Source organism: Streptomyces sp. NPDC051018, assembly GCF_044456085.1.
GTDB lineage: Bacteria > Actinomycetota > Actinomycetes > Streptomycetales > Streptomycetaceae > Streptomyces.
In genome coordinates this window covers 162,932-179,834 of the sequence record NZ_JBITFN010000002.1, presented here as the reverse complement: position 1 = coordinate 179,834, position 16,903 = coordinate 162,932, and the positions used below count along the sequence as shown (strand labels likewise).

The 16,903-nt window shown below is 72.2% G+C and carries 10 protein-coding genes; 7 read left to right on the top strand and 3 right to left on the bottom strand.

The annotated features are described in order from the left end of the window. Positions 1–365 precede the first annotated feature (365 nt). Positions 366–3,281, top strand: a complete 2,916-nt coding sequence (locus ACIBCM_RS04580; RefSeq protein ID WP_399240137.1) for a DUF6056 family protein — start codon at positions 366–368, stop codon at positions 3,279–3,281. A 221-nt stretch (positions 3,282–3,502) separates the two neighbouring features. Here ACIBCM_RS04580 and ACIBCM_RS04575 read toward each other — a convergent pair whose 3' ends face one another. Beyond that, on the bottom strand, positions 3,503–6,949 hold the full coding sequence (locus ACIBCM_RS04575; RefSeq protein ID WP_399240135.1) for an AfsR/SARP family transcriptional regulator: 3,447 nt from the start codon (positions 6,947–6,949) through the stop codon (positions 3,503–3,505). Between the two features lie 246 nt (positions 6,950–7,195). Between ACIBCM_RS04575 and ACIBCM_RS04570 the strand changes: the two genes are divergently transcribed. From ACIBCM_RS04570 to ACIBCM_RS04545, 6 genes are all read left to right on the top strand, one after another. Further along, the gene (locus ACIBCM_RS04570) at positions 7,196–8,170 is read left to right on the top strand and encodes an NAD(P)-dependent oxidoreductase (protein ID WP_399240133.1); all 975 of its coding nucleotides are present in this window, start codon (positions 7,196–7,198) and stop codon (positions 8,168–8,170) included. 277 nt (positions 8,171–8,447) lie between these two features. Beyond that, entirely contained in the window at positions 8,448–9,773 is a 1,326-nt protein-coding gene (locus tag ACIBCM_RS04565; protein ID WP_399240131.1) for a serine hydrolase domain-containing protein, read from the top strand. A gap of 336 nt (positions 9,774–10,109) precedes the next feature. Continuing rightward, positions 10,110–11,099, top strand: a complete 990-nt coding sequence (locus tag ACIBCM_RS04560; protein WP_399240129.1) for a siderophore ABC transporter substrate-binding protein — start codon at positions 10,110–10,112, stop codon at positions 11,097–11,099. Positions 11,100–11,181: 82 nt separating this feature from the next. Beyond that, entirely contained in the window at positions 11,182–12,144 is a 963-nt protein-coding gene (locus ACIBCM_RS04555; protein WP_399240127.1) for an iron chelate uptake ABC transporter family permease subunit, read from the top strand. Then, on the top strand, positions 12,137–13,189 hold the full coding sequence (locus tag ACIBCM_RS04550) for an iron chelate uptake ABC transporter family permease subunit (RefSeq protein ID WP_399240124.1): 1,053 nt from the start codon (positions 12,137–12,139) through the stop codon (positions 13,187–13,189). Before ACIBCM_RS04555 ends, ACIBCM_RS04550 begins: the two co-directional genes overlap by 8 nt. Next, positions 13,186–13,944 carry an ABC transporter ATP-binding protein gene (locus ACIBCM_RS04545; RefSeq protein ID WP_399240122.1) on the top strand — a complete coding sequence of 253 codons (759 nt, stop codon included), beginning with the start codon at positions 13,186–13,188 and terminating at the stop codon, positions 13,942–13,944. Before ACIBCM_RS04550 ends, ACIBCM_RS04545 begins: the two co-directional genes overlap by 4 nt. A gap of 153 nt (positions 13,945–14,097) precedes the next feature. On the opposite strand, the gene ACIBCM_RS04540 is transcribed toward ACIBCM_RS04545, so the two are convergent. Together ACIBCM_RS04540 and ACIBCM_RS04535 are read right to left on the bottom strand one after the other, a co-directional pair. Beyond that, positions 14,098–15,234: a hypothetical protein gene (locus ACIBCM_RS04540; protein ID WP_399240120.1), complete on the bottom strand. Its 1,137-nt coding sequence runs from the start codon at positions 15,232–15,234 to the stop codon at positions 14,098–14,100. Positions 15,235–15,317: 83 nt separating this feature from the next. After that, a complete protein-coding gene (locus tag ACIBCM_RS04535; protein WP_399240118.1) occupies positions 15,318–16,871 on the bottom strand; it encodes a cell surface protein in 1,554 nt (517 codons plus the stop codon). Positions 16,872–16,903 lie beyond the last annotated feature (32 nt).

The following is a 16,903-nucleotide window of genomic DNA, read 5'->3' as shown; positions in this document are numbered from 1 at the left end:
CATCGTCGAAGGGGCCGGGGAGAGCACGCGCACCGCGCCGTCCGTCCGCCCCGATGCGGCACGGCGCCCCACCCCAACGGCGGACACCTGCGCGTTTCATCCGGCCGACCGCCCCGACCGGAAAGGACAATGGCGCGGGAGGGCTCCGGCGTTCCCTGTTCCGCCGCCGTGTGCACCGGCACTGTTTCCCCGTACACCGTTCCCTTTCCGGGAAGAACCGGGTCTGCGACCTCCCCGCACCGCGCGCGGACCGGTCCGGCCGGATCTGAAAGGAGAATGCGCATGAATGGGTTCGTCGTCCTCGGTGAATTCACCACCGGGGCAACCGTCGAGGCTCCGGCCGGAACTTCGGCCGGGACTTCGGTATGCCGGCCGAGATGACGGCCTGCCATATCTCCGTCGTCGTTCCGTGCCGCGACGATTCCGGGGCACTCGACGCGTTCCACGGGGAGTTGCTCGACTCCCTCGTGTCGACTCACCATTCCTTCGAGATCTGCTACGTCGACGACGGCAGCCGCGACCGGACCAGGGAGCGGCTGGCCGCTCTCACCGCGGACCGCCGGGTCCGCTACACCTCGTTCAGCCGCCGCTTCGGCACGGAGGCCGCCGTGCTCGCCGGACTGCGGATGGCACGGGGCGACGCCGTCTTCCTCCTGGAGGCCGGGCCCCGGTGCCGCCCCGGAACGGTGCTGCCCCGGATACTGGATCTGCGCGGCCGGGGCTACGACCAGGTGGTGGCGAGGCCCGGCCGCACCGGCGGACGGGGTCTGCGTGCCGTCCTCGGCACCGCCTCCCACCGGGCGCTGCGGCACTGCATGGATGTCGACATCGCGGAAGGGCCGGTCGACGTCCGGCTGCTGTCACGGCGCGCGGTGGACAGTGTGCTGTCCTTACCCGAAGGGGATCGGTACTCCCGGGGCATCTTCTCCTGGATCGGATTCGACACCGCGAGCCTCGCTTGCGAGGTCACCGGGCGTACGGGGGAACCGCCGGGCCACCGAAGCGTCCGGACCGTACTCGACCGGGGGCTCGACGGAGTCATCTCCTTCAACAGCCGCCCCCTGCGTCTCGCCGTCCACGCCGGACTGCTGCTCTTTCTGGGCGCCCTCGGGTACGCCCTCTGGGTGGTGCTGCACGCCGTACTGCACGGAGCCGCCGTGCCCGGATACACCAGCCTCCTGGTGACCGTCGTGGCACTCGGCGGGATCCAGCTGGCCCTGCTCGGTGTCGTCGGCGAGTACGTGGGGCGCATCCATCACGAGGCGAAGCGCCGCCCCCACTATGTGGTCCGTGAGACGGACGACTCCCGCCCGGCCGTCCAGCGGGCGGGCCTCCCTGCGGACATGCCCCCGGACGCACCGGACCCGGGAGCCGGGGCGGTCACCGGGGCGGCGGAGGACCCCTCAGCCTCACGCGCCACGGGAGCGGGGACGGCCACCGGTACGACGAGCGGGACGGCAGGACCCCGGTCCCTGCGCCAGTTCCTGCTCTTCGCCGTGGTCGGCGTGGTCAACACGGCGGTCTATCTGGCCGTCTACGCCTCGCTCAACACCCGCGTTCCGTATCTGCTGGCCCATGCCGTCGGATACACCGTGAGTGTGGTGGGCTCGTTCCTGCTGAACTCGTACGTCACCTGCCGGACGCGGCCCACCTGGCGCTCCTTCGCCCGGTATCCGCTGTCGAGCGTGGCCGGCCTGGTGGCCGGCGGCGGTCTCCTCGCCCTCGGTGTCGGCGTCCTCGGGATGGACAAGAACATCGCCGCCCTGTCCGCGGGAATCCTGGTCACTCCGCTGTCGTTCCTGATCGCCCGATGGGCCATCGTCTCCGGCTCGGCGGCGCCGCGCCCCCGGGCCGTCGGGGACGACGCTCCCGCCGGGCGCCCGGCCGTCTGGACGGTGACGCTCTGTCTGCTGCCGCTCGGTCTGCTTGCAGCGGCCGCCTGGTTCGGACAGTACGTACGGCCCGGCGCGGACGACTGGTGCTTCCTGCCCGCCGCGCGGGACGACGGGGTGAGCGGGATGATCGCCAAGTTCTACCTCCAGGACAACGGGCGGGTGGCCAACGCCCTGCTGGTGGGCCTGTACGCGAGGTTCGGGGTCGCGGGACACCAGTGGTTCGCCCCCGTCACCGCCCTCGTCACACTCGGCGTCCTGTGGACCGTCACCGCCCTCGGACTGCGCAGAGCGGGACTGCGAACCCCCCGGGGCATCCCCCTCCTGGTCGCCGCCATGCTCACCGCCGTCTTCCTCTTCGCCACACCCAACACCTACAAAACCCTCTACTGGCCCGCCTCCTCCGTCTCCCACACCCTCGCACCCGTCCTCGCCTGCGCCGCCACCATCCCCCTCCTCCTCACCACCACACGCACAGGACGAGCAGCCGCCCTCACCACCGCCTTCGCCGCGGGCTGCTTCCTCGGCACCCTCTCCGAACAGGCGTCGATCGTCGCCCTGGTCGTCGTGTCGTGTGTCCTGCTGCTCAGCGGCGTGATCTTCACCGGCCGCGTGCGCCCCTACGCGCGGTGGTGGTGCCTCACCGGCGGGGCGGGCGTGCTGACGGGGACGCTCGTCCTGTTCACCTCACCCGGCTCGCAGAACCGCCGGCAGCGGTACGGCGCCGACACCTCCCTGCTCTCCCCCGAGGTGCTCATCACGTCGCTGGACTCGTTCCGGCACATCCTGATCACCCTCCTCACCACCTGGCAGTACGCGGGTGCCGTCGCGGCCGGGCTGCTGCTGGGGCTGCTGTCCCGGGGGACCGGAACACGGCCCTCGCCGGTCGCCCTGAGCCGGCGCCGGCTCCTCGCCGGCGCGGGTGCCGTCTCCTTCCTGGTGTCCGGCTATCTGTGCTGTGTGGCCGCCTATCCCGTGTTCGGCAAGGGGGTGGCGACGGTCTCCCGGGCCTGGAACGACTACCTCCTGCTGTATGTCGTCCTGCTCGTCGGCGCCGGGACACTCCTCGGACGCCTGCTCCGGCCGTACTCCCGCCGCGCCGGGACCGCGCGGGTGACCGGCGCGGCCGTCTGCGCCGTCTGCTGCCTGGCCTTCGCGGTCTCCCTCGGCCGGCTGGCACAGGACATGAGCGCCCGCGCCCAGGCATGGGACCACCAGGACCGGTGGCTCCGCACCCAGGCGGCGCACGGCGCCCGCGTGCTTCCCTACAAACCGCTGTCGGTCAGCGGCATGGGCGAACCGTTCGGCAAACACGGGAGCTGGCCGGCCGGTTGCGTCGCCGACTGGTACCACATCGACAAGGTCACCCGGGCGGACCGTCTTCCCTGACGCGCAGGACCGGCCGCTTCCTGTGCCGTCGTCGTACGGGCGCCGGACGTGGACGCGGTCCGCCCGGTGAGCACGGCCCCGTCACGGGCGTGCGTACGGGCCGCGAGGCCAGGGCCCACGTGCCCCCGGCCCGGCCGGCACAGGTCCCGCCCGACCGCTTCGGCCTCGCGGGGTGCGGGACGGGATGCCCGGCCCGTATCCCGCCCGGCGCGGTGGGCCGGTCAGTCCGGACGGGACGCGGCCGGACCGCCGCGGCCCGGCACCGGTCCCGGCAGGGCCCGTACGTCCTCCACCGCCAGCGCCCGGCCGCGCCGGTAGGCGGCGGTGTGGGCGACGGCGCCGAGGGCCGCCCGGGAGGCGCCCGACACCCGGTCCACATCACCGCGTTCGGCCGGGGGCAGCGGGGCGCCGACCGATTCGCGGGCAGCGGCCGCCGTGCCCAGCAGCAGCGCGGACTGCTCATGGTCCCCGGCGGCCGAGCGGGCGCCCGCGAGACCCTCCAGGGCCAGGGCGACCGCCCGTACGTCACCGAGTTCGCGGGCCGTCTCGAAGCCGTTCAGATGGTGGGCGTGCGCGGCTGCCGCATCACCGCGCTGCTCGGCGGCGAACCCCAACTCGGCCAGTGCCAGCGCGATCCCGGGTCCGTAGTCCACCTCCCGGAACCATGAGAGCAGCTCCCGCATACGGGTCTCGGCCAGCACGAGGTCGCCCCGGCGGCGGGCCCCGAGACCGAGGCCGATCAGGGCGTCCACCTCGCCGTCCCTGAAGTTCTGTTCCCGTGACAGCTTCAGGGCCCGCAGATGGTGGGCGTCGGCCCGGGCGTGGTCTCCGGCGAGGAGGGCCAGCCGTCCGAGCCCCGAGAGCCGTTTGGCGGCCTCCGTCCACAGGCCGAGCCGTTCGGCGATGGCCAGCCCGTCCTCCTGGAGCCGCGTGGCCCGGGCGTAGTCACCGGTGATCTCGGCGAGCGCCGCCAGTGAGCACACCGTCTGCAACGTCCCCCACCGGTCCCCCGCCGCCCGGAACAGCCGTGCGCTGCTCTCACCGTCCGAACGGACCGCGGCGAGATCCCCCCGCGTCACCGCGTGGCGCGCCCGCACGCTCAGGGCGGCCGCCGTCCCCCAGTCGTCGCCCAGCGCCCGGAAGCCCTCCACGGCACGGTTCACCAGCTCCTCCCCCGTACCGACGTCCCCGGTTCCCAGCTGCGCGGACCCGAGGAACCACAGGGCCCTCGCACGGCCCGCGGGATCGTCCACCCCGTCCGGCCCCTCGTACGCCGCGAGGGCGGACCGGATCCGCCCGGCGCCGTCGGCCGCGGCGGTGCCCTCCAGCAGCGCGATACCCGTACGCCAGGCCACGGCGCGCGCCCGCCGGAACGCCCGCGCGGCCGTTTCGCCGGCAGGAGCGGGACCTGGACCGCTCACGGCGGCGAGCGCGGTGTCCAGACTCCGGCGGGCCTCCGTCAGACGGCCGCGCAGCACCCAGTACCAGGCCAGCGCGTCCACGGTCTCCAGCGCCCGGTCCACCGCGCCGCCGTCCACCGCGAAGCGGACCGCCCGGTGCAGATCGGCCGAGGCGTGATCCAGCCGCTCCAGGGCGCGCTGTTGGTCCGGTCCGCGCAGCAAGGGCGCTTCCCGGACGGCCAGCCCGGCGTAGTACCGGCTGTGCCGCTCCCGTACGGCGTCCGTCTCCCCCGCCTCGCGCAGCCGCTCCCGGCCGTACTCCCTGACGGATTCGAGCAGCCCGTACGCCGGTCCGCCGGCGCGGTCGTCGAGGACGAGGAGCGACCGGTCCACCAGACGGCCCATCAGATCCGGTACATCATCCGGCGGTACGCCGTCTCCGCCGCATACCGCCGAGGCCGCCTCCAGAGTGCACTTCCCGGTGTGGACGGACATCCTCCGCAGTACGGTGCGTTCGGCGGGGGTGAGCAGGCCCCAGCTCCAGTCGATCACCGCGCGCAGGGTGCGCTGGCGCTCGGGTACGCCCCGTCGTCCGCCCGCCGGCAGCGCGAACAGGTCGTCGAGCCGGGTCAGCAGTCCGTGCACGCCGAGGGTCCGCACCCGGGCCGCCGCCAGCTCCAGGGCGAGCGGGATGCCGTCGAGGCGGGCGCAGACGGCGGCGACGGCCGCCGCGTTCGCGGGGTCGGCGGCGAAATCGGGCGGGACGGCGGCACGGGCCAGGAAGAGGTCGACGGCGTCGGCCGGTTCGAGCGGCGGGACCGGCCGGACCAGTTCCCCGACGATTCCCAGGGCCTCCCGACCGGTCGCCAGCACCGAAAGACCCGGCACCTCGCGCAGCAGCGCCGACACCACCTCGGCGACCGGTTCCACGACATGCTCGCAGTTGTCGAGGACGAGCAGCAGTTCCCGGCCGCGCAGCGCCGCGATCAGCAGGGCGACGGGCCCGCCCGCGCCGCCCGGCTCCCCCGGGGCGCCCGTGTCCCGGACGCCGAGGACCCTCATCAGGGTCTCGGCGACGGCATCCCCGCCGGTCCCGTGGTCCGGTGCCGGGGCGTCGGCGGGTTCCCGGGCGGCGGGCGGCAGCGCCGCGAGTTCGCCCAGCCACACACCGTCGGGGAATCCGCCGGCCGCGTGCCGGGCGGTCTCCACAGCCAGCCGGGTCTTGCCCACCCCGCCGGGGCCGGTGAGGGTCACCAGACGGGACCGTGCCATGGCCCGCCGGACCGCCGGGACCTCCTCGTTCCGCCCGACCATGTCCGCGACCGGTGCGGGCAGGTTCGTCCCGCCGAAGCGGCCGGGTCCGGTGATCCGGGGCGGGTCCGGCAGGTCTCCCCGACCCGGGTGGGGAGCCGGTGCGACCTCCGACGCCGGGCTCCGGTCCGGGACGGGGACGGAGACGGGGGCGGGTCCTGGTACGCGGGTTCTCGCCCGCTCCGGGTCGGGGCCTGGATCCGGGGCGAAGGTGAGTGAGGGGTCCTGGCGCAGGATCGCCCGGTGCAGGGCCGTCAGTTCACGGCCGGGCCGCAGTCCGAGTTCGTCGTCGAGCCTGCGCCGCAGCTCCTCGTATCCGGCCAGGGCGTCGGTCCCCCGGCCGACGCGGTAGAGCACATGCATCTGTACGGCGCGGAGCCGCTCGCGGAGCGGGTGAGCGGACACCAGCTCGTCCAGTTCACCGACGAGTTCGCCGTGTTCGCCCAACTCCACACGGACGGCGAGCCGTTCCTCCACGGCGGTGAGCCGGTCCTCCTCCAGCCGCCCGGCGGCGGGGCGGGCGAACGGTTCATCGGCGAATCCGGCGAAGGCGCCGCCGCGCCAGAGTTCGAGCGCGTCGGACAGCAGGGCCTCCCGTGCCCGGGGAGCGGCCGGCCGGCTCTGCTTCAGGAGAGCCGTGAAGTGTTCCGCGTCCACCGCGCCGGGCTCGGTCCGCAGGAGGTATCCCGCGGGGCTGTTCTCCACGAGCCCGCGCCCGCCGGGGCGGGCCTTCTCCAGTACCGCGCGCAGCCGAGAGACCTGTCCCTGAAGGGTGTTGCGCGGATGCTCGGGCGTTTCCGCTCCCCACAGGTCGTCCACCAGCCGGTCCGCCGACACCGGCCTTCCGGGGGTGACGAGCAGCCGGGCCAGCAGGGTACGGACCCTGGCTCCGGGCACGGGCACCGGCTCCCCGTCCGCCGTCCAGACCATGAGCGGACCCAGCACCCCGAATCTCATGACGTTCAGCCTAAGGGCTGTGACCGGCGGCGCCTGCGGCATCCAGCCGACGCCCCGGCGGCGGGAGGGACGGGTTCCGGCAGCGGACCGGCGGCGACCCACTGGCCGACCGGCAGCGGACCGGCAGTGAACCGGCAGCGCCCGTCCGCACGATGGCTCCAGCGACAGCGGCACTGAACGACAACACGGATATCACCGGCGCCACGGTCAGCACCGGCAGCACTGACGACACAACGGAGGAACGCCATGACCACGACCGGACAGAACACCGGACCGGCCACCGGACAGAACGACGCCCGGACCGACCGAACAGAGCAGACGGCGCAGACGGCGCAGACGGCACGGACGGCGGGTGGCAAGCGGCCGGTGACCGTGATCGGTCTCGGCAATCTGGGCCTGGTGCTGGCGGAGACCTTCCTGTCCGCGGGCCATCCCACAACGGTGTGGAACCGCTCCCCGGCCAAGGCGGACAAGCTGGTAGCCCGGGGTGCGGTGCGGGCGGCGACACCCGCCGAAGCCATCACGGCGGGCGAACTGGTCGTCGTCGCCCTGCTGGACACCGACACGGTACGGGACACCCTCGCACCCGCCGGGCCCGCGCTGGCGGGCCGGACCCTGGTCAACATCACCACCAGCGCCCCCGGTCCGGCCCGTGAACTGGCCGCCTGGGCCGCCGGACACGGCGCGGACCATCTGGAGGGCGCGGTGTACGCGGTACCGCAGACGATCGGGACACCCGAGGCGTTCGTTCTGTACAGCGGTTCCCGGGCCGCCTTCGACACCTACCGCGACCAGTTGGACCTGCTCGGCGCGAGCGTCTTCACCGGCGGTGACGCGGGCCTCGGCTCCGTATACGACATGGCCATCCTGAGCGGGATGTACGGGATGTTCTCCGGCTTCTTCCAGGCGGTGGCCCTGGCCGGCACGGAGCAGATCAAGGCGGCGGATCTGACGGTCCATCTGGTGGCCTGGCTGAAGGCCGTGGCCGACGCCCTCCCCGGTTTCGCGGCGGAGATCGACTCCGGCGACTACGCCACGGTCACGTCCAACCTGGAGATGAACGCGGCGGGCCTCGGCGGCATCCTGTCCGCGACCGTGGCCCAGGGCATCGGCACGGAGCTGCTCTCCCCGCTCCGTACCCTGCTCGACGACCAGGTCGCCCAAGGCCACGGGGCGGCGAGTCTGTCCCGCGCGATCGAATCCCTCCGCCCCGGGGACTGAGGGGCGGCGGCCGGCGCCCGGGGACGGTCCTGGACTCCCGCCGCCGCGCCGGAAGCCGGGCGAGCCCGGCGGGGGCGCCGGGCATCGGCGCCCTGGCAACCGTCCCCGTACGGCGGTCCGTGGCACGCCGTACGGCAGAGGCTCATGGGGCCCGGGCGCCGGGAAGCGGGTGAGCCTCGCCAGGCCGCGGATCACGGGCCCGGACCGGGATACGGGTGCTCCCCGTACGGCGGCCTCCGGGCTCGCCGTGCGCGGGTGGCGGGTCGGGCCTAGCCTGATGGGGCCAGTGCCGTCCGTATCTGGCAGGAGGTCTGCCGTGAGGCGATCGAAACCGCGTCAGCGCAGGACATGGGCGGGACTCGCCGCCGCGGGGATGCTGGTCGTACCGGTCTCCGCCCCGGGGGCCCACAGCGCCCCGGCCCCGGAGCTCCCGTTCTCCGCGTCACCCTCCCCGACACCGCCCGCCCCCTCGGACGGCGCCTTCCCCGTACTCGACTCCGCCGTCTCCGGGCAGTTGGACACCGCGATCCGGAAGGTCATGCGGGAGGCGCGGGTGCCCGGTGTGACCGTCGGGCTGTGGGCCCCGGGCAAGGGGAGCTACGTCCGGTCCTTCGGGGTGGCCGACAAGGCGACGGGCGCTCCCATGGAGCACGACCTCTACATGCGGATCGGCAGCGTGACCAAGACCTTCACCGTGACCGCCCTGCTCGAACTGGTCGACCGGGGCAAGGTGGGCCTGGACGATCCCATCGGGAAGTACGTCGACGGCGTGCCCGACGGGGACACGATCACGCTTCGTCAACTGGCGGGCATGCGGAGTGGTTTGTTCAACTACACGATGGACCAGGACTTCTTCAAGGCCTTCACCGGCGATCCCTCCCGGCCCTTCACACCGCGGGAGTTGCTCGACTACTCCTTCCGGCATCCGGTGCGGTTTCCGCCCGGGGAGAAGTTCGAGTACAGCAACACCAATCTGATTCTCGTGGGGCTGGTCGTGGAGAAGGCCGGCGGTCTGCCCCTGTCCGAGTTCATCCGGCGGAACGTCCTGGACCCGGCGGGACTGCCGCACACGCTCTTCCCCACCGGCGCCGGGTTCCCGGCCCCGCACGCCCACGGGTACACCGATCAGACGGCCTCCGGCGAGGTCGAGGACGCCACGGACTGGAACCCCTCCTGGGGCTGGGCCGCCGGAGCGATGATCTCCGACCTGCGGGATCTGCGCTCCTGGGCACACACCCTCGCCACCGGCACCCTGCTCACGCCCGGAACGCAGGCGCAGCGCCTCAAGACCGGGCCGACGACCGTTCCGGGCGCGGGCTACGGTCTGGGCGTCTTCAACGTCCAGGGCTGGATCGGCCACAACGGTTCCCTGCCCGGGTACGAGTCCCTGGTCGTCCATCTCCCCGAGGCGAAGGCGACGATGGTCGTCCTGCTCAACACGGACATCCTGCACGACGGTGTGGAGCCCAGCACGCTGTTCGGCCAGGCGATCACCCGGATCGTGACACCCGGCCATGTCTACAACCTGCCTGCCCAGCCTGCCCGTCCCACGGCCGGTGCCACCCCCGGCGGCAGCGGGCAGTCCTCCGGGCAGTCCCCCTGACAGCTCCGCCGGTGGCCCGCCCGTGGCAGCGTACGGGCCGGCCGCCGCGGCTCCCCCGGCGACGGGGACCCCGCGGGCCGGAAAGGGTCCCCCGCCGCGCCCGGGAGCCGGCGCAAGCACCTCCGCCAGGCGGACGGCGAGGTTCCGCCGACGTACGCCCTCCGCCTCCCCGCGACGGCCTCCCGCCCGTCACCGCTGGTCACAAGGCCGTCTCAAGACCGGGCCGGGCAAAAGGCGCATCAAAAGTTAGGTTAGGCTAAGCGAAGTTGAAGGTCCTCCGCGGCCCCATCGCTGCGGCGATGACGGCTGCCTGTTCAGTGCTAGGAGTCATCCGCCGTGCGTTCCGTTCGCTTCCGCAAGACCATCGTCGTGACCAGTACGGTCCTGTGCGCGGGAATGGCGCTGAGCGCCTGCGGGGAATCCGGCGGCACGTCCGCGGATTCGGGCAGGAGCCAGGGCAACGTCACCGTCGCGACCAGCAAGGGCGATCTCGAAGTGCCCCGGGAGCCCGCCCGGGTCGCCGCGCTCGACAACACGTCGTTCGCGACGCTCAAGGCGTTCGGCGTCAAGCCCGTCGTGGTACCCAAGGCGCTACTGCCCAAGGCGGGCTTCGAGGACTGGAAAAACGATTCTTCAATCAAGGACGCCGGCACCCACCGCGAACCCAAGTTCGAGGCGATCAACGCCGCCGAGCCGGATCTGATCGTCGGCGGCTACCGGTTCACCGACCACCACGACAAACTGGCCAAGATCGCCACCACGGTCGATGTCGCGCCCTCCGACGAGGCCGCGGGCGGATACGTCAACTCGCTGAGGACGCAGACCGAGGAGCTCGGGAAGATCTTCGGCAAGGAGGACGAGGCCAAGGAGATCGTCGCCGCCCTGGACAAGGCACGGGACGCGGCGGCACAGGCCACCAAGGGCGAGAGCGTGTTCCTCGCCGTCGCCAGCGCCGGCAAGATCGACAACGGAGCCAGCCGGATCGGGCGTCTCGCCGAGCCGCTGAAGCTGAAGAACGTACTCAGCGCCGAAGGACAGGACAGCACCTCCGTACACGACAACTCGGGGCTCGCGCCCGAGACGATCGCCCAGCTCAACCCCGACTGGATGATCATGATGGACCGGGACGCGGCCACGGGCGGCGAGGGCACGGAGGCCGTCGCGGCGAAGAAGCTCGTCGACGGCATGGAGGCCTGGGACAAGACGACGTTCCGTACCAAGAACCAGGTCGTGTACCTCCAGAGCGACTTCTATGTGACCGAGGGCGCCCAGGCGTACACGGACGCCTTCAACAAGGTGACGACCGCGTTCAACGCCGCCGGCTGACGCCCCCACGCCGGTGCGGCCCCGGCCCGGGCAAACGGCACAGCCCTGCCGTGGCCGCTCACCCACCCGCCCCGGAAGCCTTATGTCCCGACTCGCTCTCCCGCTGGCCACACTCTGTGTGCTGGCCCTGGTCACCGCCTCACTTCTCATCGGCGGATACGACATCGACCTGCGCACCCTGGTCACCGACCCCGACGCCCGGAGCATGTTCTTCATCTCCCGGGTGCCCCGGACCCTCGCGCTGGTCTTCGCCGCCGCCGCGATGGCCGTCTCCGGCGTGATCATGCAAATGCTCGTACAGAACCGATTCGTCGAGCCCACCACCACCGGCACCAGCGAGTGGGCGGCCCTCGGCGTACTGCTGCTCACCCTTCTCACACCAGCGGCGCCGCCGCTGGTGAAGATGGGCGCGGCAAGCCTCTTCGCGTTCGCCGGCGCGCTCGTCTTCCTGGTCGTACTCGGGCGGATCGCGCTCAAGTCACAGGTCATCGTGCCGATCGTGGGCATCATGCTGGGCGCCCTGGTGAGCGCGGTGACCGTGTACATCGCGTCGACCATGAATCTGCTCCAGATGCTCGCCACCTGGCGTTCGGGCGGATTCAGCTCGGTGGTGCGCGGCAACTACGAGCCCCTGTGGGTGGTGGGCGCCATCGTCGCCGGGCTGTATCTGGCGGCCGACCGCTTCACCATCGCCGGGCTCGGCCGGGACACGGCCACCAGCCTGGGGCTGCCCTACCGGCGCATCATGTTCATCGGTCTGACCATGGTGGCCCTGGCCACGGGCGTGACGACCGTCGTCGTCGGATTCATCCCCTTCCTGGGTCTGATCGTGCCGAACCTCGTCTCAATGGCACGCGGCGACGATGTCCGCAAGAACCTTCCGTGGGTCGTGCTCAGCAGTGTGGCCCTGATGATCGCCTGCGATCTGGTCGGGCGGCTCGTCGTCTTTCCGCTGGAGATTCCGGCGACGGTGGTGCTCGGGGCCGTCGGGGCGGTCGTGTTCGTGGCGATGATCCTGCGTCAGAGAGGGAGGGCCCATGTCTGAGGGCCGGATGCCGGCGGCGGCCCTGGCGGGCGCCGGGCACGGAAGCGAGGCCGGCGGCGGTGGGGTGCCGGCTCCGGTCGCCCCCGTCCGCCGGGGGCTTCCGGCGGGCGCCCGGATCGCCGTGGCGGGCGGGCTCGTCGCCGTCGCCGTGGTCTGCTTCCTCTTCCTCTTCGTCGAGGGGTCCTTCGAGTTCGCCATCGAGCGGCGACTGACCGTGCTGGGGACGATGACGGTGGTCGCGTTCGCCCAGGCAGTGGGAACGGTGGTGTTCCAGACCATCACCCACAACCGGATCCTCACCCCGTCGATCATGGGGTTCGACTCCGTCTACATCCTGGTGCAGACCCTCATGGTGTCCGTCTTCGGCGGGAGTGTGCTCGCCGTGACGGACGGGCTGCCGAAGCTCGTCACCCAGACCCTGCTGATGGTCTGCTTCACGATGCTGCTGTTCCGCTGGCTGTTCTCCGGGCGCAACGGCAGCCTCCATGTGATGCTGCTGGTCGGTGTCGTGCTGGGGCTCGCCTTCGGCAGTGTGTCGGACTTCCTCCAGCGGTTGCTCTCCCCCGCCGAGTACGACGTACTGTCGGCACGGCTGTTCGGGCGGCTCAGCAGCGCCGAGGCGGCGTATCTGCCCCTGGCGGCAGGCGTGTGCCTGATCGCCGGAGCCGTCGTCTGGCGGCGCCGCTACCGGCTCGACGCACTGCTCCTCGGCAGGGACACCGCCACGAACCTGGGCATCGACCACAAGCGCGAACTGACGGTGATGCTGCTGCTGGTCTCCCTGCTGGTCGCGATGTCGACCGCGCTCGCGGGCCCCATGACCTTCTTCGGGTTCGTCACCGCGATGCTCGCCTACCAGATGTCGGGCACCCACCGGCATATCGTCGTCCTGCCGATGGCCTTCCTCATCGGGCTGCTCACCCTGGTGGGCGGACAGTTCATCCTGGAGAACCTCTTCTACGCCTCCGGCATGCTCACCGTCGTCATCGAGTTCCTCGGCGGGGCGGTCTTCCTCGTCCACCTCCTCAGGAAGGGCACCCTGTGATCGAGTTCACCGACGTCACCAAGGCATACGGCGACGACGTCGTCCTCGGCCCGGTGTCCGGGCGGATTCCGGCGGGCGGGGTCACCTCGCTCGTCGGCCCCAACGGCGCCGGGAAGTCCACCCTGCTGACCGTCGTCGGCCGGCTCGCCGAGCCGACCTCGGGCACGGTGACCGTCGACGGCGTCGATGTGCACCGGGCCAGGTCGCAGGACATCGCGCGGACGCTGTCCATCCTCCGCCAGGAGAACCACTTCACCGCCCGTGTGACGGTGCGGGAACTCGTCTCCTTCGGCCGTTTCCCGCACAGCCGGGGACGGCTGACGCGGAAGGACGTCGCCCATGTCGACGACGCGCTCGGCTTCCTCCACCTCGGGGACCTCCAGCACCGCTACCTCGATCAGCTCTCCGGCGGCCAGCGGCAGCGCGCCTATGTGGCGATGGTGCTGGCACAGGACACCCGGTACGTCCTGCTCGACGAACCCCTCAACAACCTCGACATGAAGCACTCCGTACGGATGATGAGCCAACTGCGCCGCGCCGCCGACGAACTCGGCAAGACCGTCGTCCTGATCGTGCACGACATCAATTTCGCCGCGACCTACTCCGACCGGATCATCGCCCTGAGGGACGGCCGCATCGCGGCCTCCGGCGATGTCGGGGCGATGATGCGCCCCGAGGTCCTGAGCGAGGTGTTCGACACACCCGTGCGCGTGCACGAGGTCGACGGGAAGCGGACCGCCGTCTACTACCACTGAGGCCGCCTCCGTACCGGTGGGGCCGCGTCGGCGTGCCACCCGCCGCGGGCCGGGCCGGCGTCTGTACGGCGGCTCGCGGCGGGTACGCCGGCGGCACCCGCACCCGCACCCGCACCCGTTCCGGACGGCGCGGTCTCCGTCCCCGTTCCCGTCTCAGTCCCGTTCCTCTCCCGTCCCGGTCCGGAGTTCACCGGTGCCGAACGGGATCCAGGCGAGCCGGTGGGTGTACGCGGTGCGGTCGTCGCGGGTGATCCGTACGGTCGCGCCCCGGGGCACCAGCGCCGTCAGCCCGCTGCCCGGGTCCTCGGGTGAGCGGGCGGAGGCCCGGGACTGGACACTGCTGAGGCGCGCGGCTCCCCCCTGCGCGGTGACGGCCACCGCGAGGGTCGGCGCCGGTGCGGCGGGGTCGGTGACGTCCTCGTCGGCGAGGACGTACCCGGCCAGAAGGCCGTCGGTCTCCGCCGTGCACTCGCGCACGAAGACCTCGTCGTCGAGCGCGAACTCCACGGGGACGGGGGTGAGGGCCACCCGTCCCCCGACCGTGAGATGGCGGATCGTCAGATCGGGCCGGGCCACGGTGACCAGGGTGTTCAGCGCGTACTCGGCGGTGCTGCCGTCCACCGTCACCTCGACCACCAGGGTGAACGCGGTGTCCTGGTGCAGCGGCGGCGACTCCCAGCGCTTGACCTGTGTGACGTCGACGGGCTCACCGGCGTGGAGCATCGTGTAGACGGCCCCGGGCCTGTTCTCGCCGCGCCAGGTGAGGACGGCGCTCTCGCCGCTGTCGACCAGGATGTACTGGGGGCGGAAGTCCCCGACGGTGAACCCGGCGGGGACCTTGGCCAGGGGATGGTCCTCGCTCTCGGGCCCGCTTCCGCCCTCGACGGTCTCGGTGACCGTGAGCCGGCTGGTGCCGACCGCCGGGTTGATCTGGATATGGGCGAAGGTCACCTCCAGTTCCTCCCCCGGCTCCAGCTCTCCGCCGCGTTTGGGTTCGAGCAGAAAGGTGCCGGGGCGGTCGGGGTCGGGATCCAGCCGCCAGCGCCGGGAGTCGTCGAGACGGGGCTCGATACCGCCGGGGTTGGCCGTGAGGTCCCCGGGGCCGTCCCCCACCGGGAAGGAGAAGACGACCTGCTCGGGGACCACGGTCTCGTCCCGGTGGTTGGTGAGGATCACATCCACGGACGCCAGGGCCGGGGTGGAGCCCTGGGACACCTGGAGGGGCGAGGGCCGGGTGGCCACCTGGTAGGTGACCGCGAGGGGGCTCTCGCCCGAGTCGCGTCGGGCCATGGCTTCGGCTCCTTTCTCTCTCTGTCTCTCCGGCTGACCGGCTCTCCGGCGCTCCGGCTCTCCGTCTCTCCGGCCGGTGGCGCTCAGCCCCAGGCGAGGCCGGTGGAGAGATAGCCGTAGTCGGTCAGGGCGGAGCCCAGCGGGATCTCCCCGTCCCGCTCCCCGCTCGACGGGTCGAAGATCTGGACCACGTCCGCCGTGTACGCGAGGACGAAGAGCCGGTCGCCCTCCGGGGTGACGGCGACCGACGAGGCCCGGCCGGTCGTGGTGACGGTGCCCTTCTGGCTCGCGCTCGGAACGTCGATCACCCGGACCTCCGGGCCGAGGTCGGCCGCGAACACCGTCCGGGAGTCCGGGAAGGCGGCGATGCCCATGAGGTCCCGCCCGGTCGGTACGAGACGGGCCGTTCCGGTGCCCGAGGTGGCCAGCAGGGCGACGAAACTGCTGCCGGACGTCGGGTCCAGGACGGCGAGGTTACGGCCGTCGGGGGTGACCACCACATCCGCCGGCGTCGTCAACTCGCCCAGCCGGCGGACCACCGTCCCGCTCGCGGTGTCCACCACGGCGACGTCCCCCGGGCCCCGGCAGCTCACATAGACGGAGCGGCTGTCGGGCGCGGCCACCAGCGCCGAGGGCGTCCCCCCGGCCTGGACGGAGGCGACGGCTCCGGTGGCGAGGTCGACCGAGCGGATCTGCGGGCCGTCGAGATCACCGACGTAGACGGCCGATCCGTCGGGCAGCGCGGTGACCCCGTACGGGCTGCCGCCGAGGTCGACGGTGTCCACCGTGCCCGCCGTGAGATCGCAGACGACCAGAGCGCGGTCCCGGTAGACGGGGGCGAAGCCGAGGAAGCCGTCCACGGAGAAGGCGACCTGGCCCGAGCGGCCGATCGTGGTCTGGAGGATCTGCTGCCCGCTCGCGGCGTCGTACACCCGCAGCAGTTCCTCGGTGTTGTCCGTCACGCTCAGGAAGGTGCGGTAGGGCCAGCGTTCCCGCAGCAGTCCCGGCGCCGAGGTGATCCTGCTCCGGTCCGTATTGCACTGCGCGGCCCGGACGCCGTCACGGGTGACCAGATAGCCATTGCTGGTGGCGGGATGGCCGAAGGCCGCGGCGACCCCCTGGTAGACCTCCGCGTCCGGGAACTCGGGAGTGCGCCAGATCTCCGCGATGGTGCCGTGGTCGAGGACTTCGTCGGTGTCGGGGTCGTAGACCACGCACCGCTCGCCCCGGAAGAAGTAGAGCGAGCCGTCGGGGTTCGACACCCCGGCGTCGATGCCCTGGGTGAAGTCGGGGGCGTCCCTGTTCAGCCCGGGGAAGCGGCTGCCGATCGGGACCGGGGAGGTGCCGCCGACGGGTTCGTTCTTCACCACGTCGTAGCGGACGGTGGTGGCGCCCTTGAAGAAGTGGACCTCCGGGCCGTCGGTGGCGCAGGCGCCGTCGAACCCTCCCCGGTAGGCGGCGGGCAGCTTCGGCCACAGATCGGCGACGGCGGCCCCGCGCAGCGGCGGGGCGATCGCCCCCGCGTCGTGCTCCACGGCCCAGCCGCCCCGGACGAAGTAGATCAGCGGGCCGGAGGTGCCGGGGACGCCGAATGCGGCGTCGATACCGGAGGGGATGAGGGAGGAGGGGGTCGTCATGGCGGAACTCCCGGAGGTACGTGGCCGGTCGG